Raw genomic sequence first — 20,050 nt, 5'->3', positions numbered from 1 at the left:
GTTGTCAGGAGTTTATGGATGAACCTTACGATATCAGGGAAGTTGCAGCTCAGTTTTGTGCTGCTAGCCGTACTTTTTATGGCATCAGCGGTATTCACGTATCGCAACGTCACCACCGTAGAGCAATACGCCTCTTCGCTACTTAAATCCGATTTACCGACCGTAGACACCAGTCGCGGTATCCAACAGTCCGTTCAAGCGTCGTTGTCTTCTATTCGAGCCTACATGTTGTTAGGTGGCGATGAAGAGGCGAGCGCACGTTTGAGTGAGGACGTGCGTAATATCATGATGTCTACTGACGAGTCGCTTCCGACTTTGCAGGCTTTGATCTCTGAACAGGATTTTCAAGCGATTCAAAGCCAGTGGGACGCGGTAAAAGTCTCTCTAAACAAGTTGATTGAGCTCAGTCACAGTGATGAGAACTTACCCGCGCATAACCTCTTTATTAACGAAGCGGCACCCATTGCAGAAGTGGCACTTGATCAGCTTCAAAGCTTAATCAATGAAGAGTCAGGAAACCCATTTGGTGGAGACAGAAAACGTCTGTTTAAAGTTTACGCCGACAGCTATACCTCGCTCGCCAATGCTCTGTCCGCCTTGCGAGATTTCCTGTTGTACGGGCAGCAAGATCACCTAGACAAATACCATGACTTGATTAAGTACCACAATCAGTCTGTGGCGGAAATCGACAGCAAACTCGACAGACTTACTGATAACGACCAATCACTGTGGTCACTGTTTAAAGAAATGCAGCAACTGTACTTTCCTTTAGCAGAGCAGGTGATTGCATTGCGTCAGTCGCCAGAGTGGAACGAATCAAACTTGCTGATGGCGAACGAACTGTTGCCAGCAGCGGATGCCCTAGACCAAAGTTTAGAAACGATCGTATTGGCTCAACAAAGTCGTGCTGATCAAAGCGGACAGGGTATCAATCAGTCGATCAAGAACGTACTCACCACTATGTTGATTGCAGCGGCATTGGTCTTGTTTGCCGCAGTAGCGATTTCAAAATACATGGGCAACACCATTGGTCGCCGATTGAAAAACTTATCGGAACGAGCAAAGACGATCGCTTCAGGGGACGTTTCTCAACCTCCGCTCACTGTTGTTGGGAAAGATGAATTGGCAGACCTTACCGATTCGATTAACCGCATGAACCAATCGTTAGCGAGCATTGTGGCAGGGGTGAGTGAGAAAGCGCACCAAGTGGATACCAGTATGGGGGCTTTGTTGGAATCGGCGCAAGTCACCTCATCGAATGTGGAACAGCAACAGACCAGCATTGTTGAAATGGGAAGCCAATTGGATGAAATCGCTTTAGCCGCGCGTAACACCTTAGATCAAGCCAATCAATCGGTGCAGAAGCTTTCTGATTCAAAAGGCGAGATTGAACAAGGTCGTGATGCTTTAGAGCAAAACAAAGTTACCATGGAAAGCTTGCATGGCAGCATTGAAACCGCGAGTACACAAGTGACGCAGTTAAGCAAAGAGAGCGAAGCCATTGGTCGAGTGACTGAAGTGATTGAAGGCTTGGCAGAGCAAACCAACTTACTGGCATTGAATGCGGCAATAGAAGCAGCGCGTGCGGGTGATCAAGGGCGAGGCTTTGCGGTTGTGGCGGACGAAGTGCGTATGTTGGCGACTCGCACTACTCAGTCGACGACAGAAATCAACGGCATCATCAATGCCATTCAACGTTCGACTAATTCAGTGGTTGAGGAAATTGAACACAGCCAATCACTTGCAGAGCAGGGCGCAGAGCACATTGAAAAAGCGGTAACTCGTTTGCTCGCTACTACTGAGCAAATCGGTTCTTTGAATGAGCAAATGGCAGAACTTGCGGCAGCGGCAGAGCAGCAATCGCATGCGACCAATTCGATCACTGGATTGATGTCTGATATTACACAATCAGTGGACGAAGTTTCGAATAACAGCCAACGTGCATCAGAGACATCATTGCAAGTAAAAGAGCAAGTTACCGAGCTGAATCAACAGATGGCGACCTTCAAGATGGCGTAGATAAGGTTTGCATCTTTTCATCAACTTTTGATTGTTAACCAAATAGTAAAAAAGCCCCAATCTTTTTCACACAAAAAGGGTTGGGGCTTTTTGTTGGATGATACGCCGATATTTGTCTACTTGCTCATTGGATTTAGCTATTTAAATCATAGCTAAAACCAAATTTTCTTCACCGAGCCGGAGTCGTAATATGACTCCATCGGCAGCAAATACTGCAAAAGAATTTTTAAACTTTATACCAATCCCGGTAAGAGAATCGTTCGTTACTACGATTGGTATCATCCTTCTAGGAGCAAGATTATGAACAAACAAGTAAGCCTAATTGGTCTAGACAGCGAACAATCAGCACAACTAGCTCAACAGCTAAATCAACTGCTAGCGCATTACCAAGTGTTGTACATGAACTCTCGCGGTTACCACTGGAACATCAAAGGTGCGCAATTCTTCGAACTGCACGTAAAATTTGAAGAGATCTACACGGATCTACAAACAAAAATCGATGAGCTTGCAGAGCGGATTCTAACCTTGGGTCATACACCAGCGCACGCATTCAGCAACTACTTGGAAGCAAGTGAAATTAAAGAACATCAAAACGCGACTTCTGGTGAGGAGTGTGTACAAGGTCTGGTCCAAAGCTTTAGCGTTCTACTTCTAAAACAGCGTGAGATTCTACAAAACGCGGGTGAAGCAGGCGATGAAGGTACCGCGGCATTGATGGGTGACTACATCCGTGAGCAAGAAAAATTAATGTGGATGCTTAACGCTTACCTACAAGGCTAAGCGACGCATCACCCAAGCACTCACTTGGGGACGCATAAATAAATCGGGAATAAGTCAAAGGAGCACGCGAGTGCTCCTTTTGTTTATGAAAGTACCTAGTTAGTCGTGAATGTGCTTAAAAGACTGAAAATGTTCGAGTAAATCGGTCAGTTCTGTTACAGCAAGAGAGGCGGAGTCGTGGAATTGTGCAGTCGTATTGTGGTGAACCAAGCAGGATGGCATTTGGGCGTTGTATGCGGCTTGTAGGTCATAAAGGAAATCGCCGACATAAAGTACTTCATCTGGCATTAATCGCCACTCTTTGGCGAGGACTTGGAGTGATAAAGGATCAGGTTTTGCTGGGTAGCATTCACGAGTGAGGACATGTTCAACATTGATTCGGTTATGTTCTAACTTACGCTGCGTAGCGATCAAACAGTTGCGCGTTACTATCGCGGTTTTAACTTTATGCTGATGTAAGTATGCCAAAAGCTCGTGGCAACTCAGCATCGGAGATGACTGCTCAGCATCAGAAATTTCATGATCAAAGATAACATTATGGGCATGCTCTCTCTGATGTGGATGGTCAAGCTTATCAACAAAATCCAATAAATCTTCGTTTTGTGGACAGCCTAGTTGCTGACGAAGATCTTTGAAGTTCATATCGGAGCTGACGAGCGTATTGTCTAAGTCGAAAATAACGGCTTTGACTCTTTCAAGTTTTAATGGAAAAGGAACCATGATGACCTCGTACGACTTAAACCAAGCTATCTTTCTAAAAACAAAAGGTTATTGTTAATTTTAGATTCAAACGTGTTACTTGTACGAAAATAAATCACTGATACGTCACAAATTAAATAGTCTCAATAATGTTGGTGTTTGATTACTTCTCTTCAAGACGGAAAATTTTGCCTGTATCTGTTGAAAAATAGACATAGCCATCCGGACTGATGGTGATATCTCTGACTCGCTCGCCAAGATTCTCCATCAATCTTTTTGATTCGGTGAGCTTGCCATTCTCAATAGAAACCACGTTGATGTGCGCCAGCTTCAAGGCACCGGCGAGGATTTTTCCATCCAACTCTGGGTACTTATCACCACGATACACCACCATATTGCTTGGCGCGATAGACGGAATATAAACCAACTTTGGGTCTTCCATATTCGGTAAGCTTTTCGCTTCTCCAACGTCTAACGGTCCCCAATACTCTTTACCCTGAGAGACTTTTGCCCAGCCGTAGTTTGCACCTTTCCTAATCAGGTTGATTTCATCACCACCACGAGGGCCATGCTCAATCGACCACAGCTGTTTCGTTGCTTCGTCGTAAAACATGCCTTGTGGGTTACGGTGCCCGTAACTCCATATTTCAGGGCGAGCCTCAGAAGTCTTGAATGGATTATCTTGTGGTACCGAGCCATCAAGGTTGAGGCGAAGAATAGTGCCTGCATGGGTTTGAGTGTCTTGCCCATTATCACGTGCGCCACGGTCCCCAATTGAGAAGTAAACCTTGTCATCGACAAACGCAATACGGCTGCCGTAATGACGACTGGTGTCCGTGATGGCGTCGGCGACAAAGACGTCTTTCCAATCCACAAGTTGATTGTTTTTCAATTGTGCGGTCGCTAAGGCCACAGTATTTCCTTTATCGGTACGTTTGCTGTAAGTAAAGAAAAGTTGTGGATTTTGTGGAGCGGTATTCGGCACTAGAGCTACATCTAATAAACCAGCTTGCCCACTGGTGTTCACATTCGGTACTTTGAAGAGGGTTTGCTGTTTTCCCGACGCAATATTAAGTAATGAAACGGTGCCGTTTTTTTCATTCACGATCATTTGTTGCTTATCGAGAAATTCAATTCCCCATGGGATTTGAAACCCATTGGCAACCTCATTGGCACGATAGTCCGCAGCATCGATAGAAAAAGCTAGGCAAGCGAGTAGGGTCGCAGTGATAGTTCTCATGGTTCCTTCCAATATGAATCCAAGATACTTAAAAGCTAACACTAAAAGAGGACGTTTGGCAGGGTATGCGAATATAAAAAATCCCCAATACGAGATCGGGGATTGAATTAAGACTAGAGAATTGTTTACTTAGCGAGCCTACATCGCTTCTTCGAAGATCTTAGAGATCTCTTCGTGTGTTGCTTGTTTCGGGTTAGTGAAACCACAAGCGTCTTTTAGCGCGTTGTCCGCTAAGGTTGGGATATCTTCTAGCTTCGCACCAAGCTCTTTAATGCCTGATGGGATGCCGACATCTTTAGCAAGCTCAACGATAGCATCAATGGCCGCCGCAGCACCTTGCTCTGCTGACATACCTTCAATATCAATACCCATTGCTTTAGCAACGTCACGTAAACGCTCTGGACATACTTGCGCATTGTAACGTTGTACGTGAGGTAGAAGAATTGCGTTACATACACCGTGTGGTAGGTCGTAGAAGCCGCCTAGTTGGTGCGCCATTGCGTGAACGTAACCAAGAGATGCGTTGTTGAATGCCATACCTGCCATGAACTGTGCGTATGCCATTTGCTCTCGAGCTTCAAGGTTTTCACCGTTTTTCACTGCTGTGCGAAGGTGAGCTTGAATCAGTTCAATTGCTTTGATTGCTACCGCGTCAGTGATTGGTGTCGCAGCGATAGATACGTAAGCTTCAATCGCATGTGTTAGCGCATCCATACCTGTTGCGGCAGTAAGAGACGCAGGTTTAGCAAGCATCAATTCAGGATCATTCACTGACATCAATGGTGTTGTGTGTTTGTCCACAATCGCCATCTTAATGTGGCGCTCTTCATCTGTGATGATGCAGAAACGCGTCATTTCAGAAGCAGTACCAGCCGTTGTGTTGATTGATACGAGAGGCAGCATTGGTTTTGCGGATTGGTCAACGCCTTCGTAATCGCCGATCTTGCCGCCGTTTGACGCCACTAAAGCGATACCTTTTGCACAATCGTGCGGTGAGCCGCCTCCGAGTGAGATAACGAAGTCACATTCGTTTTCTTTTAGTAAAGCTAAGCCATCATTAACGTTGGTGATAGTAGGGTTTGGTTGAGTGCCATCGTACACAACGGTTGCTACGTCGCGTTCAGTGAGAAGGTCTTGAACTTGTTTGACTACACCGATTTGGTTAAGGATCTTATCCGTAACGATCAAACCTTTTTTAAAGCCTTGAGATTGGATGCTGTCTGCTGCGTCTTTTAAACAACCAGCGCCCATTAGGTTTACCGTAGGGATAAAAAATGCACTTGTCATATTGGATAGCTCCGTCGTTATTTTTAATAATCTTTCTTAATTTGCCATTTACTGTCGCACACTCGTTTCCAGATTGAAGTTGATCTGAAGCAAGTTTACCTATTTAGAGGTATTTGCAAGAGAAAAACTGTGACAGTGATCTTGTTGCACAGCGTATAGGTGCAACACAGATATAAAGTAGAACAAATATGAAACCAGTGACGCAATCGATTGGCAAAAATTGATATCTAATACGGATATACCTCTAAATTAGACTAAAGTATAAAAAATCCCCATTAATAACTTAACTATCAATGGGGATGGGAGGTAGGTGTATAAGTTATCTATCAATAATTAGGCAATTTCAATCAGCTTTGATACTAACTTTTCGATACCTGATGCCGCTTGAGAGATATTCTCTGCCAACATATAAGCTGGGGTTGATAGAACGAGGTGTGTTTCATCAAAAACGATATCCTCGACAGAGCAAGTGATGTGTTCACCGCCCATTTGATTAAATGCTATCGAGATCGCTTCATCGTTGCCTACGGTGCCTTTCACGCCATGCTCATAAATCATCGGAATAATGACAGGAGAAATACACAGATAACCTGCTGGCTTTTTGGCATGAGCGAATGCGCGACATGCTTGAGCTACGTGTGTATTAATCGAGCACTCAGCCCCTGATACTGCGAAGTCAGTGAGATTTTTAGCGGCACCAAAACCGCCAGGTAAGAGTAGGGCATCAAACTCATCTGGATTCAATCTTGCAACATCATCAATATTGCCACGTGCAAGGCGTGCAGATTCCACCAACACATTTCGTGTTTCGTCCATCTCTTCGCCAGTTAGATGATTAATCACGTGTAATTGATCGATGTTAGGAGCAAAGCAATGCCATGATGCACCTTCTTTTTCAATGGCATGGAGTGCTAATACGGCTTCATGTAGTTCTGTGCCATCGTAAACACCTGAACCACTGAAGATAACTGCGACTTTTTTCATTTGAGAATTCCTTTAGTCTGAGGTTTCCGTTTGTTGCTCTGTTTCTTTTAGATGTTGAGTGCTCGAATCAGTTTCGGCGATTTCGCTATCGTCGTCTTCTTCATCATAGTAGCGCACAACAAAAGGTGTAAGCATAACACTCGAGGGCAGAAAATGTTTCATATCGACTCCAACTGCGTAATGGAGTGATTTTTATACTGATTTTTATAAAACAGTACGTTGAACCTGATCATTTTTGAGTTAAGCTGATGTTTCCTTTGGCATTCGTGAGTGGTAGGTCACATGAAATCAGTGCAATTTCGTTTCACACTTTATGGTTGTATTGCGATCCTCTCTTGGAGTTGCTTACTTGGCATTGCCAGGTTGGTAACCGAGAGCCTAGGTCCCGTGGGCGGGGCAGCCATGTTGTACTCTCTCAGTTCTATTTTCCTTCTTATCGTAGTTGGCATTCCGAAGTTATCGTACTTTTCTCCAAAATATCTCGTGCTTGGTGGCGCGATGTTCGTTTGTTATGAAATATTTCTCGCTTTATCTCTGGGATATTCCAACTCGCGTGCGCAGGCTATTGAGGTGTCGATTGTCAATTACCTTTGGCCAGCACTCACCGTTTTGTTTGCGGTTTTAGGCAGTAACAAAAAAACAAACTGGCTGCTTTATCCAGCGGTTGCGCTGGCGTTTATCGGAGTCGCGTGGACGGTGAGTGGTGAAAATGGCTTATCCGTTACTCAGATTATGTTCAATGTCAGTAGTAACCCTTTGGTTTACTTTATGGCTTTCGCAGGAGCAGTTATATGGGCTTTTTATTGTAATTTAACCCAGAGGCAGCAATCCAAACATAACGCGATTACGTTGTTTTTCATTGCTACTGCTGTTTCGTTATGGGTGAAATATGCGTTTGCCGATGAGCCAGAGATGACTTTTTCATGGGAAGCAATGGGCTACCTTTTGGCTTCTGCGGCACTGATGGCTGGTGGTTATGGTTTGTGGAACATCGCGATTGTTGGCGGAAACATGGTCTTTTTGGCGACTTTGTCTTACTTCACGCCGATTTTCTCTGCGCTGTTTTCGTCGCTTATCCTTGGTGTGACGTTGAGCCCGAGCTTTTGGCAGGGGGTTGTGATGGTTACGGTGGGCTCTTTGCTTTGTTGGGTAGTCACCAAGGAGAAGCGTGAAGCTGCAGGTTAAACCAAAATTATCTGAGTGATTAATGCTCTTACTGCTCTTGAAGGCTTTGATAGATGCCTCCCGGCTGGACTGATTGAACCTTCATGTTGTTATCAGACGGGCATCCAGCCATTTTCCTAAAGTAAGCATCAGTTACCAAGGTGAGATAGCTGTCTTAGGGGAAGTCGCATCTGCAACTGAAAACGCTCCGGCCGTTCTGAGGTGTAACTGATTTATGATGTTAGGTTAGCAAAAAATTAGGCACAAAAAATCCACCGCTCTGGTGGTTTAACACTGCTAACTATTACCACGGTTATCAAACCCATACTTAATTGGATCTAACTTTTCGATTAGCTCTACTACTTTAATGAAATCAGTGGGTTTTGCTGGTGGGGTGCTAACTCCCGCTATCTTTTTGCTCATGCCGTGAAACTTTTTGAAAATATTTCATACAGCCAGTATTGCCTACGAGAAGCGGGAGTCAGTTTTTATTATTGTTAGCGTTGTTTCGGATGGGTGGCATTCCTACAACGGCCAACTGACGGAGCGGGATTTTTCACAATTTCGGCTTTTAAAACAGTGATTCAGTTCAAGATTTTTTCACCTCATTGAATCCAGATTATCAAAAAATAATACCGACTTACTCCCCTTAAAACGCAACTAAAATTGCTATTCCCGAGGATCATTATTTTCTATTGCGACCAATTGCAAATAGTGACGAACTGCAAGGATTGGATATGCAATTGTGTGGACAATCGCAGTCCTTAAAGTTTTGATGCAACAACGCAAGAGGTGGATATGTTTGGCTTCTTCAAAAGAAAAGCTTTAAAGAATATAGCGACGAATCTATATCAAGAATTGGTACGTGGACGCATACATGAGGGAACGCATTACGGACTCAGCGCAGATGATATATCAGAAAAGACAGGACTCAACTTGTTCTCATCGCGCAGCCTCATTCATCGGCTTGTCGCAAGCGGATTGGTCGAAGAATATGATTTTTTGGATGTGGTTTGCTATCGAGCTGTTAATGTCCCGATTTATTTAGATGAAACATCTTCTCCAAACAGCATTTTACAATACGTAAAACGAGCAATTGCCCGAGTAGACTTCAAAGGTCTAACTTAATCCGAATACTAGATAAGGTTATACATGCTTGGCTTATTAGACACAAAGACTTTGAAGAACACGACGATCGCTCTATATCACGAATTGGTTCGTGGCCGGATATACGAGGGTAAGCACTTTGGGCTCAATGCAGATGATATTTCCAAGAAAACAGGGTTAAATATTCACTCTGCAACGGCTCTCATTCATCGGCTTATCGATAACGAGTTAGTTGAAAAGTATGGTTTTAAGAATGATGTAAGTTATCGAGCTGCCAACATTCCAATCCACCTAGAACAAGCTTCGGCTCCAATCCAAATTTTCCAATACGTAAATCGCGTAATTGGCCGAGTAGACTTCAAAGGTATAGTTTAATCCAGATATAAAAAAACCGTCGTAATCGGCGGTTTTTTCATTTTAGTAAAGACTGAACATTCAATTTAGGTGCTTTTGAGATAGAAACATACTTGGTTTTTTCTTTCGTGTTCTAACAGTTTGCGACGTTTAAATGGAGTTGCAGTTTAAATCTGTGCTTCGACAGACGTTTTGTTAACTGAGTACGAGTTTGTTCCAACTTATCCAATGCAATGGTGTCGTCATCGACGTGCAAATCGATGTTAATGCGAAGTTCTTGGCCCACTTTAGTGATACCTGCTAACTTTAGCTGGTGGTCAGATGTTTTTTCTATCTCTAGTACATCATTGCCAACGACCTGACATAGCTCTTTGCTTGGTGTCATCATTAGTAGCTCACGTAGTGCACCAACCAACATATCAAAAGGAACTTTCAGAAAGTAGAAGCCCATTAGCACCATCATCATAGGATCGGCATAAACCGCATATTCAGCGAATGGCGTTAGTGATACAGCCCAAGCTGCAACAAATCCTACCGTCACTGCCACACTTAATAGCGTATCCATCTGCCACTGTTTTTTCTCTGCTTCAATCAAGCCTGATGAGAAGCGACGGCTGCGTTTAGCCATAAACCACCAAGCGTAACCACAACCGATGACGTTTACGATGCCGAATAGAGTGGCAATAGAAGCATCGACTTCACGGCCTCCGGACATCAATGCTGAAATTGCAGAGTAAAGAGAAAAGCTTACAACCACTAAAATAACAGCCGCTTTTATTGCAATAACTATTGGCTCTAAGACCGCTTTTCCAAATGGGAATACAGATTTTGAGGGCTTGTTAATATAGTAGGAAGCGGCCAGTGACAATAAAGTTAACAGTAAGCTGACCAAAGAGTAAACACCGTCAAAAACGATGACAATTGATCCTACAAGCAAGCCAAGTACCATACCACCAGCAGCGAACCCAGATGCTAAAAGGGCTGAAATGGTTAGAATACGGTTTTCGTTTTTGCTTGTCCTGTCACACATAAAAGATGCCTTTAAATTTTAATACCTTACTATTCTTCTCGCATAAGGTAATTTAGGCAACCACTAAGTGAGCAGGTTCTAATCTAAAAAGTTGCGTTTTTATTTATACTCTTATAAAACAATGACTTGCTGTATGATCTTGGTGCCAATAAAATTGGCGCTCACTGATAAAATGTTTAGAAGTCAAATAAATACTCGCTCAATTTATCCGCTAACCATGTCATTGCTGGGTGCTCAGTTTGACCGTTAGGTGAAAACATACAGTAGTCTTCTTGTGTCAATCCGTATGTATGCTTGATAACGGCGAGCTTTTGCTGGCGAAGGTAATGGCGGATTAATGGTTCTGGCAGTACACCCCAAGCGTCTTCTTCTAAGATGGTGTTGAGCATGTAGTCAAAACTCGAAAAGCCAATGTATCGAGTCGAGAAAGGCTGCAGTTCAGGGTTATCTTTCTCATTTAGGTACACCATCAACGCTTGCATCTGACTGCGTAGATCTTCGTCTGAGACTCGGCGCATCTTACTTAGGCGATGTTCTGCACTGCATACTGACATCATACGTATCTTGCCTAGCGGGTTATACACGATACGAGGATCGTCGACGCGCTCATAATCAACACCAAAGGCAAAATCCACTTGGTGGGTACTGACTAAGTTGGCCAAGTCGCCACTGGATGCCAGGATTAAGTTGAAGGTAGTGGAAGGGAAGCGGTTATTCAATGTATGAGAAAGCTCTTGCCAGAGATCATCAGGTAAGGAGTCGTCACGTGCTACCCAAACTTCCGCGTTAAAACCTTCCGAGATTTGAGCACAGGTTTTTCTTATCCGCTGTGCGATGATAAGTAGGTGTTCGCAATCTTTGTAAATGGCTTTCCCAGCTTCAGAGAGGGTAAGCTGGTTGCCAGTTCGGGTAAACAACTCAACGTTGAGATCTTTCTCTAAAGCCTTAATCGACATACTGAGTTTGGTGCGATTACAATCGAGTTGCCTTGCTGCTTCAGAAACAGAACCACACTCAGCGATGGTGCAGAAGGCTTCTACTTGAGTTAAGTTCATGATTTGACACAACCAATAAATGAATTCAAATAATTTGGGTATTATGCAGATGTGCTCCCAAAGCCGTGAAAGATTATCGAAAAAAACGCGAATCCGCCAGATAAGTCTATGGTCTTTTAACGGTTTTGCGGTAATCTATGTGGGTTACAAAAAGTGAACATGGAGGCCACGATGGCACAAGATTGGGACGGCTTAGCAAAAAACTGGGAATCAAATCCAGCAACAGAGCAATTTGCGCAGTCGGTGTTTGAGCAGTTACAACAGCTAACTCAGCTTGATGGCATTAAAGTACTAGATTTTGGATGCGGAACAGGGCAGTTAAGTCAACGATTGTCACCGATGGTTAAAGACATCGTAGCATTAGACGCATCGGAAGCCATGATTGAAGAACTCGATAAAAAAGAGCTTGCCAATGTAGAACCTGTCGTAGATGCATTGTCTCGCGGCTTGGTCGCTCAGCATCCAGCGTTTCGTGGACAGTTTGACCTAGTAGTTGCATCGTCAGTTTTAGCGTTTGTGGAAGACTTAGACGCGTCATTAAAAATCTCGCATTCTTTACTTAACCACGGCGGTTACTTTGTTCATTTTGATTGGATTGCAGAATCTGAACAAGACGGTTTTACCCTTGCGAAGTCTAAACGTGCTTTGAAAGATGCAGGTTTTACTGAAGTGGAATCACAACACGTTTTTGACATTACATCTGACGGTAAAACGATGTCGGTATTAATGGGGCTTGGTCGCCGTTAAGACTGAATAAAGAACACCACATGATAAAAGCGAGCTACCTAGCTCGCTTTTTTCTTATCGGTTGAGGGTATGTACCCAAGTTAATCTCACTTGTTCTTCAACCTGTCGCTGCGTGTGTAAGCAAAGTGGTTCCCTAACAACCAAGTGTTCTGAAGTTATTTTGGGGCGACTATCCTGCGTATCTCCTCCAACACTTCAGGATTGGCTATTGCACCTAAATTTTCTACGCTCCGGTTGTTAACGACTTGCTTAACGGCTAACTCAACCAGTTTTCCCGAACGGGTCTTAGGAATATCGCTTATTGCGTAAATCGCACTAGGTACATGCCTTGGAGAACATGCAGACTTTAGCTGTGCTTTGATGGAGGCGATCATCTCGTCGTTGAGCTCTATCCCTTTCATTAATTGGACAAACAGCCATATTTGTTCGTTGCGATCGACTTCTTTTCCTACTGCGATGGAATCTAGAATACCGTCTATACTGTTCACTTGCTGATAGATTTCGGCCGTGCCGATTCTTACGCCACCGGGATTCAACGTGGTATCACTTCGACCATAAAACACGTATCCACCAACGCTGGTCTGTTCAACATCGTCGCCGTGGTGCCAAATATTGTCGAACTTATCCCAATAAGCACGATGATATCTTTCCCCGGTGTCGTTCCAAAAGCCAGCAGGAAAGTTGGGCAATGAATTGGCACAAACCAACTCACCGCGCTCTCCGATTACGCTATTACCTTGCGGGTTAAAGACTCTGACATCGACCCCTAACCCTGCTGATTGGCACTCTCCTCGATAAACGGGAGAAATAGGGTTGCCTAACACAAAGCAGCCACAAATGTCTGTCCCGCCTGAAATAGAGGCGAGGTGTACATCTTCTTTAATGTGCTGATAGACATAATCAAACTGTTCTGGATACAGAACCGAGCCCGTTGAACAAATGGTTTTCAGACTTGGAAATGCATCATTTTTCGGCGGAGAAAAAGAAACTTTTTCCAATGCCTCTAGGTATTTCGCCGAAGTTCCAAACAGCGTCACTTCGGCTTGTTCAGCGAGGTCCCAAAGCACGTTATGAGCGGGATAAACAGGGCTACCATCAAAAATTACTAAACATGCGCCGCTCGCGAGTGAAGAAACGTGCCAGTTCCACATCATCCAACCGCAGGTCGTGTAATAAAACACTCTGTCGTTAGGTTGAATGTCGCAATGCAGTTGGTGCTCTTTTAAATGGTTAAGCACTGTTCCACCGACGGAATGAACGATGCATTTCGGTTTGCCTGTCGTGCCTGAAGAATAGAGCACAAATAGCGGATCGTTAAAATTAACACGAGTAAAAGTTAGCGCTTCGGGTGTGTATTGATTCAGGACGTTTTGCCAATCTTGAGTGCAGACGTCGCATTCAAAAATGTGTGGTTTAAGGTAGCTAATTTGGCAAACCTGTTTAAGACCATCAAGATGATCCGCAATATGCTGGTTTTTCTCAGACATATCGAAAGTTTTGCCATTGAATGTATAGCCATCACAAGTAAACAGGATTTTAGGTTTCACTTGACCAAAGCGCTCTAAAACGCTTTCAACGCCAAAATCAGGTGAGGTAGAAGTCCAGGTTGCCCCTAAACTGGTGGTTGCTAACATGGCTATCACCGTTTGAGGTAAGTGAGGCAAATAGCCAGCGACGACATCACCTTGCTTGATTCCACATTCTTTCAACCATTGCTGGACACTCGAAACTTCTTCACACAGTTGTTTCCATGTGTAGGTTTGCTTTTCTTCACGTTCATTTTCAAACCAAATCGCGAGATCATCGGGTTGGTGACACGCGTAGGTTAGCAAGTTTTCGGCGTAGTTAATTTGTGCGCTTGGGAACCATTTTATGTCTCTATTTTCGACGGGTTGCTGCCAGCGACTTTCTGCTTGCTCCTTTACGGTCTCTCCTTGAGTACCAATGACGTCGCAGAATAACCAGACTTCTTGCCAAAATTTTTCCACATGATCGAGCGACCATTGATGCAGATCGGCGAAGTTTTCAATGGTATTTCCTTGTCGATTAATGTGTTCAATAAACTGTGTGATGTTGGCTTCTTCGATACGACTTTCGCTCGGTTGCCATACTTTGCTGCTCTCGCGCATAGGTCCCTCTATAACAAAGTGGTAACAGATTTTAGTTTGAGAGGAATACACGATAAAGTCAAACAAGCTAGATATTATATCGTGTCATAAAAATCATGCAGTTACGACGTGTTGTAAACAATATGTTACATCGGGTTGATACTGAGAAAATCGTGTGGGGATTGGAAGCTCTTAAGACTGCAGATAGGCTTAATGTAAAGGATTTGTTAATGGAGATGTGCCATGACTCAGTATCGTTCTAAACCCGTAAACCAGGAAGGCAGGGTTGAATGGAGCCGTGAAGAAGACGCCATTTGGCGAGATTTGGTAACACGACAAATGGGTGTGATCCAAAACAGAGCTTGTAAGGCTTACTTACACGGTTTAACGCTGCTTGATTTACCTCAAGACCGCGTTCCTCAATTGCCAGAAATTAATCGTGTCTTGATGGAGACAACAGGTTGGCAAGTGGAGCCCGTTCCCGCGCTTATTGATTTCGACCGATTTTTTAATCTACTCGGTAATAAGCGCTTTCCAGTCGCCACATTCTTGCGTACAAGAGATGAGTTCGATTACTTACAGGAGCCGGATTTCTTCCATGAAATATTTGGTCATTGTGCGATGTTAACCAACCCAGATTTTGCTGCATTTACCGAACATTATGGTCAACTAGGGCAAGCCGCTACACCAAAACAAAGAGCCTATCTCGCTCGTCTCTACTGGTTTACCGTAGAGTTTGGCTTGGTGAAAGAAGGGGACAAAACCAAAATTTACGGTGGTGGTATTCTCTCATCTCCTGGCGAAACCCTCTACGCATTAGAGAGTGATGTAGCAATTCGCGACCCATTTGAATTACAAACTGTGTTGAGAACGCCTTATCGTATCGACATCATGCAACCGAAGTACTACGTGATTGATGACTTTTCTCAGCTCTTTAAAATCAGTCAGTTAAATTTATTGAAACAAGCTGATCTAGCGATTGAAGCTGGACTGCTTCCTCCACTTTTTGAACCAAAGGAACCTGCTCATGTTGAATGAACAAAAATGCGAAGCTTGTAGTATCGATGCTATTGCACTAAGCAAAGAAGAACAACAATCTCTGTTGCTGCAATTGTCTGATTGGCAGATCATTGAAAGAGAAGACATACCTCAACTAGAAAAGGTGTATAAATTTAAGAACTTCAAACAAGCATGGGCTTTCAGTAACAAAATCGCGGAACTGGCAGAAGATGAGTTCCACCATCCTTCTATTTTGTTGGAGTGGGGTAAGGTCACCGTAACGTGGTGGAGTCACTCGATCAAAGGTCTGCATAAAAACGATTTTATCTGCGCATCAAAGTGTGACGCACTAGCATCGGCAGAGTAGGACATTACCTCACACAAAAAACGCCCGGCTTTATGCCGGGCGTTGTGTTTCTGTATGACTTTTACATTGCTTTATAGATTGATTCGGAAGACGGAAGTCGTGCCCGATACCTCATTACCAACGGCGATAAAATGACTACCATTACGGATAAAGTAATTAATGGATTCTGGGCCTAAATCGCCTGCTTTTGGATTGTATGTGTCGTTGGTGCATTCTCCATCTTCCACTTGTGTACACACTGGCTGATTGTAATCACGACGGTTTACGTAATGTAGGAACTGCACTTGTTTCGGATCGGTAATGTCATAAATCATAATACCGCCTTGGCGCTCTAAGCCGATGAACACGTAATGGCGACCGTTAATTTGTGCTACTTCAATCGCCTCTGGCTCAATGCCTTTATCATCACTTCGGTCATCGCCACTGTGATTGTTATCGTTGGTACTGTTGAAGTTTTTACCTTCATTCAGCAGCGCGATGGTCGCGAAATCGTCACCACTATCGAACACCAACTTGCCGTTTTCATCCCAAATCGAGAATGAACGTGCGCCAAATGCTTGAACCTTATCTTGTGCAGAAAGCGTTTGTGCCGGCTTAATCACTTTTAAACGCGCGAGTTGTTTGTTGTCTTTTAGTGCCTCTGCCAATGGGTGTTCTGCTGCTACTTTCAGCTTCTTACCGCGCACTTCATCAATATGGCTTAAACAGCTCCCTTGCTCAGATGTGTATTCATCTGTACCAAGGTAATCGTCTTCATCCCACATAAAGCCAGCTTTGTCGCACAGTTCTTGAGTGGTTTTGAATCCGTACTCACGCCCGTCGCCTTCATTTGCGGATACGATGTAAGTACTCCCATTCACTGAGTAGCTGTCGATGGTGTCAGGCATAAATAAGCCAACCAGTTGTGGGTAGCTTTTCAAGTTTCCAATAATTTTGTCTTTGTTAGATGCATCGAGTTTAGCGTCCGACCAAGACTTCTCACCTAAGCCAACAATTTTTTCTACCGATTTGCTCACTGGATTGACGATTGCCATGGCGTTATTTTCTTGTAGCGCGACATAGATTTTACCGTTATCTGCAAAAGTGAGGTATTCAGGCTCTAGATCTTGAGCGATAGTGGCGTTTGGCCCCGAAATACGCACATTCATTGGGAGCTCTGCTTTTCGTGAACCATCAAACTCATTAAAGCCAATTTGTGTCACTTCTGCTTGAGTAACGCCAAGGTTCAGATCGATCAAAGTGACGCTACCTTCAGGATCGACGCTGTAATCGCTGTTTGGTTCGCCCTCATTAGCGGTTGCGATGTATCGGCCATCTTTCGAGAAGCCCACCATGTCTGGCAATGCGCCTGTTGGGAACGTCGTGACTAATGACAAATCGTCGGAGCGGTACAAACCAACAATACCATTCGCTTGTTTATTACTGTTTTCAATCGCAACCGCGACCAAACCATTGAATACAGCGACACTGTTTGCAGCGCCAATTTCAACGCCAGCTGCTTCGCCAGCGCTGTTGAGATCAATGAATGCGGTTTGCGTTGGTACGCCGTTGTCATCCATAGAAAGTACATCGACACGTTTTGCTTCAGCATTGATCACATAGAGCTTATCCGTACAGGCGTCATAACTGACGATTTCAGCTGCCGATGTGTCGAATGGGGCATCAGCAACGGATGTCCCGATAAACGTTAACCCTTGAATTGAAGTTTCCCCAGCAACGGGCGCAGTGGTAGGTTTGCATTGTGTAGCGAATGAAGCCACGGTATCTTCGGGTTGTGATGAACACGCGATGGCAAGTGATGACAATGCGAGTGCACCGATTGCCTTTAAAGGGGTGATCATGATATCTCCTTATCAATCCGATACGTTGTCAATCAGCATGGGGTTTATGCTTCTGTCCATTTCCGCAATTGGAATGATGGAACGCTGAATGACGTGTGATTTGGTAAGGCTCTGAATATATGTATGATTGATGACTCTTATATTGGCTTTTTATGAAACTAATGTGTCATCAAAATGATGAAGTAGGGATAGAGGAATAATGGAATTAAAATCGTTTTTAGATTTGTTGGCAGCTTCACCAGAGCAGGTCGAATTTGAAGCAACGATGGCGGTGATCGAAGAAAACTATACGTTTGAGCCAACCGCTTTTGTTAATGGTGAGACGCAAAACAACGCGGGTGAGAACAACGGTTCGTGTAAGATCTTCGCTTTCGGCTTGCTAAATAACCTAGACAAAGAAGCGACGCTAGCCTGCTTTGGCCGTTTTTATCGTGAAGATGTATTGCAGCATCCAGAGAATAGCGATCACCAGAATATTCGTAATTTTATGGTAACAGGGTGGGATGGTATTAAGTTTGAAGCACCCGCTTTAACCGCTAAATAAACACCAGTCAGAAAACGCAGAACAGTAAGCCAGTCGTATTATGCGACTGGCTTTTTTTCTAGACATTTTCGGCACAAACACAGCTGGTTGGCGCTTGGCTTGGGTAAATCACGGGTTTCAATAGTAAAGCACCAACAGGTTTCTTTGCCTGCGGCGATATCACAATGGGCTTGAGTCCCGCACTCAGGACAATTGTGCGTTGAATCTTCCCCTGCGATTTGTTCGATAATCGTATCTCGTTGGAGATCGGTTTTGTCTTTCCATTGGATGATTTCATCCATCGTTCGGTGACAACCAGAGCATATTCCGGCGTTATTTTTACATGCTGCTCGACAAGGTGACTTCATTGCTTTCTCGTTCTCATTTTTTATGCCGCGTACTCTAGCACAAAGCGAGTCAAAGCCGCCAAAATAAACGTGAGTGCGATTTGCTGGTGAGGAGAGGACGGCAGTGATATTCTTGGACGAGTTACCTAAAATCTTTGTCACTTATGTTAGAAAAAGAAAACCTCATTAAACTCGCTAGAATGCAAATGCCATTTGGGAAATATGCAGGGCGAGTGTTAATCGACCTACCTGAAGAATACTTACTGTGGTTCGATAAAAAGGGCTGGCCAAGCGGCGAACTAGGGGATTTGCTCAAGCTGTGTTTAGCGCTCAAAATTGAAGGCTTAGATAGTGTCGTGAAGCCTTTGAAGCGTATGTAACTAGCCACAGAAACTCCCACTTTTAATGAAAAGACTTATTATGAATTTTGATATCGATGCACTGAAACACCACCAATTGGTCGAAGATGGTAAATTAGAGGGATGTTACATTCATCAGCCAGCTCAAGGTAGCCAGCAAGATGACAAAGCTGTTTTGGCAGAGCGCCAAGCGTTGGAAAAAATGGGGTATAAGGTAATACAGGTTAAAGCTAAAGGCGGGACAACAACGTTTGCCGAGGCGATGCAAAAGCTTGCGAAGGAAACTGCTCACCTGCCTAAGGAGTAAGTGAGTGTAACCTGCCACAGCTTCCCTAGTTATTCCACGATACCATGTGTTTTCATCAAAAGAGCCAGACCGTTAGGCTGACTCTTTTTTGCTCCAAACCCGTTGAGAGCTTAAACATTGATCGTATCAATAAATTCCGTCAGTAGAGAAACCAGTTAGTTGCATAAATAACGAGAAGGACTAGAAGACCTAGAAGGAATGGGAAGGTTAGCATCATTGCGAACTTTTTCTTGAAGCTTGGTTTATCGAATACCACGCCTTCGGCCTCCCTTACTCTTCGCTCTTCATCAAAATGCCATTTAATAGCTAAGTAGGCTCCAATACCTAGTACAATAAGCTTAAAAGCTCCAGCAAAGTACGGAAAGAAGTTAGCCCAACTGTCGTTCATTATCCATCTCTCTCAAATTAAATATGGGCTTTACGGTAGCAGAATCCAAGGTTTATGTTTAGTGCTCTCCCAATGTCAGGCGCCCTGGCTAGCACAAGCCTACTGCTCGTGCTAACTGACCACAACTCTCTTTACAATATACTTAGTTATTAATAATTTAATAGAAAAGGACTAGAACACTTATATCAGTGGCGTGTCTGTATGGTTTGTAACGTTTTTGTCGAGTAGACGACACCTGTTACCAAGTGTCGTCCCTCTAAGAACCCAGCGTGCAACTTTCACCGCACTAAGCTCAAGCCTTCACAAAGGCACCTGATGGCACCCAGCAACTTATAAAGCAGTGAG

At 44.0% G+C, this 20,050-nt stretch carries 22 protein-coding genes; 11 read left to right on the top strand and 11 right to left on the bottom strand.

Features of this window, described 5'->3' with window-relative positions:
• The first annotated feature begins 18 nt into the window (after nucleotides 1-18).
• Both L3V30_RS11835 and L3V30_RS11830 read left to right on the top strand, forming a co-directional pair.
• Nucleotides 19-2,019, top strand: coding sequence for a methyl-accepting chemotaxis protein (locus tag L3V30_RS11835; RefSeq protein WP_237308987.1), 2,001 nt, complete (start codon nucleotides 19-21; stop codon nucleotides 2,017-2,019).
• A 300-nt stretch (nucleotides 2,020-2,319) separates the two neighbouring features.
• Entirely contained in the window at nucleotides 2,320-2,799 is a 480-nt protein-coding gene (locus L3V30_RS11830; RefSeq protein ID WP_237308986.1) for a Dps family protein, read from the top strand.
• 99 nt (nucleotides 2,800-2,898) lie between these two features.
• Here the strand turns inward: L3V30_RS11830 and L3V30_RS11825 are convergent, their stop codons facing one another.
• The 5 genes from L3V30_RS11825 to L3V30_RS11805 all read right to left on the bottom strand — a co-directional run bounded on the left by L3V30_RS11825 (nucleotide 2,899) and on the right by L3V30_RS11805 (nucleotide 7,171).
• On the bottom strand, nucleotides 2,899-3,519 hold the full coding sequence (locus L3V30_RS11825; RefSeq protein WP_237308985.1) for an HAD-IA family hydrolase: 621 nt from the start codon (nucleotides 3,517-3,519) through the stop codon (nucleotides 2,899-2,901).
• Between the two features lie 142 nt (nucleotides 3,520-3,661).
• Nucleotides 3,662-4,738 carry a PQQ-dependent sugar dehydrogenase gene (locus tag L3V30_RS11820; RefSeq protein WP_237308984.1) on the bottom strand — a complete coding sequence of 359 codons (1,077 nt, stop codon included), beginning with the start codon at nucleotides 4,736-4,738 and terminating at the stop codon, nucleotides 3,662-3,664.
• 138 nt (nucleotides 4,739-4,876) lie between these two features.
• Nucleotides 4,877-6,025, bottom strand: coding sequence for an L-threonine dehydrogenase (gene yiaY, locus L3V30_RS11815; protein WP_237308983.1), 1,149 nt, complete (start codon nucleotides 6,023-6,025; stop codon nucleotides 4,877-4,879).
• A gap of 333 nt (nucleotides 6,026-6,358) precedes the next feature.
• On the bottom strand, nucleotides 6,359-7,009 hold the full coding sequence (elbB, locus tag L3V30_RS11810; RefSeq protein WP_104972772.1) for an isoprenoid biosynthesis glyoxalase ElbB: 651 nt from the start codon (nucleotides 7,007-7,009) through the stop codon (nucleotides 6,359-6,361).
• A 12-nt stretch (nucleotides 7,010-7,021) separates the two neighbouring features.
• Nucleotides 7,022-7,171 carry a hypothetical protein gene (locus L3V30_RS11805; protein WP_006742043.1) on the bottom strand — a complete coding sequence of 50 codons (150 nt, stop codon included), beginning with the start codon at nucleotides 7,169-7,171 and terminating at the stop codon, nucleotides 7,022-7,024.
• A 120-nt stretch (nucleotides 7,172-7,291) separates the two neighbouring features.
• Between L3V30_RS11805 and yddG the strand changes: the two genes are divergently transcribed.
• The 3 genes from yddG (at nucleotide 7,292) to L3V30_RS11790 (ending at nucleotide 9,655) form a co-directional block, all read left to right on the top strand.
• On the top strand, nucleotides 7,292-8,194 hold the full coding sequence (yddG, locus tag L3V30_RS11800) for an aromatic amino acid DMT transporter YddG (RefSeq protein WP_237308982.1): 903 nt from the start codon (nucleotides 7,292-7,294) through the stop codon (nucleotides 8,192-8,194).
• 777 nt (nucleotides 8,195-8,971) lie between these two features.
• Nucleotides 8,972-9,301, top strand: a complete 330-nt coding sequence (locus tag L3V30_RS11795; protein WP_080936685.1) for a hypothetical protein — start codon at nucleotides 8,972-8,974, stop codon at nucleotides 9,299-9,301.
• Nucleotides 9,302-9,325: 24 nt separating this feature from the next.
• Complete coding sequence (locus L3V30_RS11790; RefSeq protein WP_237308981.1) at nucleotides 9,326-9,655, top strand: hypothetical protein; 330 nt, start codon at nucleotides 9,326-9,328, stop codon at nucleotides 9,653-9,655.
• Nucleotides 9,656-9,767: 112 nt separating this feature from the next.
• On the opposite strand, the gene L3V30_RS11785 is transcribed toward L3V30_RS11790, so the two are convergent.
• On the bottom strand, nucleotides 9,768-10,664 hold the full coding sequence (locus L3V30_RS11785; RefSeq protein WP_046873689.1) for a cation diffusion facilitator family transporter: 897 nt from the start codon (nucleotides 10,662-10,664) through the stop codon (nucleotides 9,768-9,770).
• A gap of 176 nt (nucleotides 10,665-10,840) precedes the next feature.
• Entirely contained in the window at nucleotides 10,841-11,719 is an 879-nt protein-coding gene (locus L3V30_RS11780; RefSeq protein ID WP_006742040.1) for a LysR family transcriptional regulator, read from the bottom strand.
• 171 nt (nucleotides 11,720-11,890) lie between these two features.
• Here L3V30_RS11780 and L3V30_RS11775 point away from each other — a divergent pair, with 171 nt between their 5' ends.
• Nucleotides 11,891-12,466: a class I SAM-dependent methyltransferase gene (locus tag L3V30_RS11775; protein WP_006742039.1), complete on the top strand. Its 576-nt coding sequence runs from the start codon at nucleotides 11,891-11,893 to the stop codon at nucleotides 12,464-12,466.
• A gap of 155 nt (nucleotides 12,467-12,621) precedes the next feature.
• On the opposite strand, the gene L3V30_RS11770 is transcribed toward L3V30_RS11775, so the two are convergent.
• Nucleotides 12,622-14,595: an acetoacetate--CoA ligase gene (locus L3V30_RS11770; protein WP_237308980.1), complete on the bottom strand. Its 1,974-nt coding sequence runs from the start codon at nucleotides 14,593-14,595 to the stop codon at nucleotides 12,622-12,624.
• Nucleotides 14,596-14,817: 222 nt separating this feature from the next.
• Between L3V30_RS11770 and phhA the strand changes: the two genes are divergently transcribed.
• Nucleotides 14,818-15,612, top strand: coding sequence for a phenylalanine 4-monooxygenase (gene phhA / locus L3V30_RS11765; protein ID WP_053807799.1), 795 nt, complete (start codon nucleotides 14,818-14,820; stop codon nucleotides 15,610-15,612).
• On the top strand, nucleotides 15,602-15,940 hold the full coding sequence (locus L3V30_RS11760; RefSeq protein ID WP_005375563.1) for a 4a-hydroxytetrahydrobiopterin dehydratase: 339 nt from the start codon (nucleotides 15,602-15,604) through the stop codon (nucleotides 15,938-15,940). The genes phhA and L3V30_RS11760 overlap by 11 nt, the downstream gene beginning before the upstream one ends.
• Nucleotides 15,941-16,011: 71 nt before the next feature.
• Here L3V30_RS11760 and L3V30_RS11755 read toward each other — a convergent pair whose 3' ends face one another.
• Nucleotides 16,012-17,781, bottom strand: coding sequence for a choice-of-anchor I family protein (locus L3V30_RS11755; RefSeq protein ID WP_237308979.1), 1,770 nt, complete (start codon nucleotides 17,779-17,781; stop codon nucleotides 16,012-16,014).
• A 199-nt stretch (nucleotides 17,782-17,980) separates the two neighbouring features.
• On the opposite strand from L3V30_RS11755, the gene L3V30_RS11750 reads away from it, so the two are divergent.
• Nucleotides 17,981-18,325, top strand: a complete 345-nt coding sequence (locus L3V30_RS11750; RefSeq protein WP_046873686.1) for a HopJ type III effector protein — start codon at nucleotides 17,981-17,983, stop codon at nucleotides 18,323-18,325.
• Nucleotides 18,326-18,363: 38 nt separating this feature from the next.
• Here the strand turns inward: L3V30_RS11750 and L3V30_RS11745 are convergent, their stop codons facing one another.
• Nucleotides 18,364-18,672 (bottom strand): cysteine-rich CWC family protein, encoded by a 309-nt coding sequence (locus L3V30_RS11745; RefSeq protein ID WP_082244968.1) that lies wholly within the window; start codon nucleotides 18,670-18,672, stop codon nucleotides 18,364-18,366.
• A 143-nt stretch (nucleotides 18,673-18,815) separates the two neighbouring features.
• Between L3V30_RS11745 and L3V30_RS11740 the strand changes: the two genes are divergently transcribed.
• A complete protein-coding gene (locus tag L3V30_RS11740) occupies nucleotides 18,816-19,031 on the top strand; it encodes a DUF3820 family protein (RefSeq protein ID WP_005375557.1) in 216 nt (71 codons plus the stop codon).
• A 40-nt stretch (nucleotides 19,032-19,071) separates the two neighbouring features.
• On the top strand, nucleotides 19,072-19,317 hold the full coding sequence (locus L3V30_RS11735; RefSeq protein ID WP_237308978.1) for a hypothetical protein: 246 nt from the start codon (nucleotides 19,072-19,074) through the stop codon (nucleotides 19,315-19,317).
• 139 nt (nucleotides 19,318-19,456) lie between these two features.
• Here L3V30_RS11735 and L3V30_RS11730 read toward each other — a convergent pair whose 3' ends face one another.
• Nucleotides 19,457-19,705: a hypothetical protein gene (locus tag L3V30_RS11730; protein ID WP_046873682.1), complete on the bottom strand. Its 249-nt coding sequence runs from the start codon at nucleotides 19,703-19,705 to the stop codon at nucleotides 19,457-19,459.
• Nucleotides 19,706-20,050 lie beyond the last annotated feature (345 nt).

It is taken from the genome of Vibrio sp. A1-1 (genome assembly GCF_021728175.1).
GTDB classification, from domain to species: Bacteria; Pseudomonadota; Gammaproteobacteria; order Enterobacterales; family Vibrionaceae; genus Vibrio; species Vibrio diabolicus.
Note: the sequence above shows the minus strand (reverse complement) of the source record. Positions and strands in the feature narration are given on the sequence as shown.

What these genes read in the sequence shown, in the direction of transcription:
- L3V30_RS11835 (WP_237308987.1), top strand. Translation starts at nt 19, where the DNA reads ATGAACCTTACGATATCAGGGAAGTTGCAGCTCAGTTTTGTGCTGCTA.
- L3V30_RS11830 (WP_237308986.1), top strand. Translation starts at nt 2,320, where the DNA reads ATGAACAAACAAGTAAGCCTAATTGGTCTAGACAGCGAACAATCAGCA.
- L3V30_RS11825 (WP_237308985.1), bottom strand. Translation starts at nt 3,519, where the DNA reads ATGGTTCCTTTTCCATTAAAACTTGAAAGAGTCAAAGCCGTTATTTTC.
- L3V30_RS11820 (WP_237308984.1), bottom strand. Translation starts at nt 4,738, where the DNA reads ATGAGAACTATCACTGCGACCCTACTCGCTTGCCTAGCTTTTTCTATC.
- yiaY (WP_237308983.1), bottom strand. Translation starts at nt 6,025, where the DNA reads ATGACAAGTGCATTTTTTATCCCTACGGTAAACCTAATGGGCGCTGGT.
- elbB (WP_104972772.1), bottom strand. Translation starts at nt 7,009, where the DNA reads ATGAAAAAAGTCGCAGTTATCTTCAGTGGTTCAGGTGTTTACGATGGC.
- L3V30_RS11805 (WP_006742043.1), bottom strand. Translation starts at nt 7,171, where the DNA reads ATGAAACATTTTCTGCCCTCGAGTGTTATGCTTACACCTTTTGTTGTG.
- yddG (WP_237308982.1), top strand. Translation starts at nt 7,292, where the DNA reads ATGAAATCAGTGCAATTTCGTTTCACACTTTATGGTTGTATTGCGATC.
- L3V30_RS11795 (WP_080936685.1), top strand. Translation starts at nt 8,972, where the DNA reads ATGTTTGGCTTCTTCAAAAGAAAAGCTTTAAAGAATATAGCGACGAAT.
- L3V30_RS11790 (WP_237308981.1), top strand. Translation starts at nt 9,326, where the DNA reads ATGCTTGGCTTATTAGACACAAAGACTTTGAAGAACACGACGATCGCT.
- L3V30_RS11785 (WP_046873689.1), bottom strand. Translation starts at nt 10,664, where the DNA reads ATGTGTGACAGGACAAGCAAAAACGAAAACCGTATTCTAACCATTTCA.
- L3V30_RS11780 (WP_006742040.1), bottom strand. Translation starts at nt 11,719, where the DNA reads ATGAACTTAACTCAAGTAGAAGCCTTCTGCACCATCGCTGAGTGTGGT.
- L3V30_RS11775 (WP_006742039.1), top strand. Translation starts at nt 11,891, where the DNA reads ATGGCACAAGATTGGGACGGCTTAGCAAAAAACTGGGAATCAAATCCA.
- L3V30_RS11770 (WP_237308980.1), bottom strand. Translation starts at nt 14,595, where the DNA reads ATGCGCGAGAGCAGCAAAGTATGGCAACCGAGCGAAAGTCGTATCGAA.
- phhA (WP_053807799.1), top strand. Translation starts at nt 14,818, where the DNA reads ATGACTCAGTATCGTTCTAAACCCGTAAACCAGGAAGGCAGGGTTGAA.
- L3V30_RS11760 (WP_005375563.1), top strand. Translation starts at nt 15,602, where the DNA reads ATGTTGAATGAACAAAAATGCGAAGCTTGTAGTATCGATGCTATTGCA.
- L3V30_RS11755 (WP_237308979.1), bottom strand. Translation starts at nt 17,781, where the DNA reads ATGATCACCCCTTTAAAGGCAATCGGTGCACTCGCATTGTCATCACTT.
- L3V30_RS11750 (WP_046873686.1), top strand. Translation starts at nt 17,981, where the DNA reads ATGGAATTAAAATCGTTTTTAGATTTGTTGGCAGCTTCACCAGAGCAG.
- L3V30_RS11745 (WP_082244968.1), bottom strand. Translation starts at nt 18,672, where the DNA reads ATGAAGTCACCTTGTCGAGCAGCATGTAAAAATAACGCCGGAATATGC.
- L3V30_RS11740 (WP_005375557.1), top strand. Translation starts at nt 18,816, where the DNA reads ATGTTAGAAAAAGAAAACCTCATTAAACTCGCTAGAATGCAAATGCCA.
- L3V30_RS11735 (WP_237308978.1), top strand. Translation starts at nt 19,072, where the DNA reads ATGAATTTTGATATCGATGCACTGAAACACCACCAATTGGTCGAAGAT.
- L3V30_RS11730 (WP_046873682.1), bottom strand. Translation starts at nt 19,705, where the DNA reads ATGAACGACAGTTGGGCTAACTTCTTTCCGTACTTTGCTGGAGCTTTT.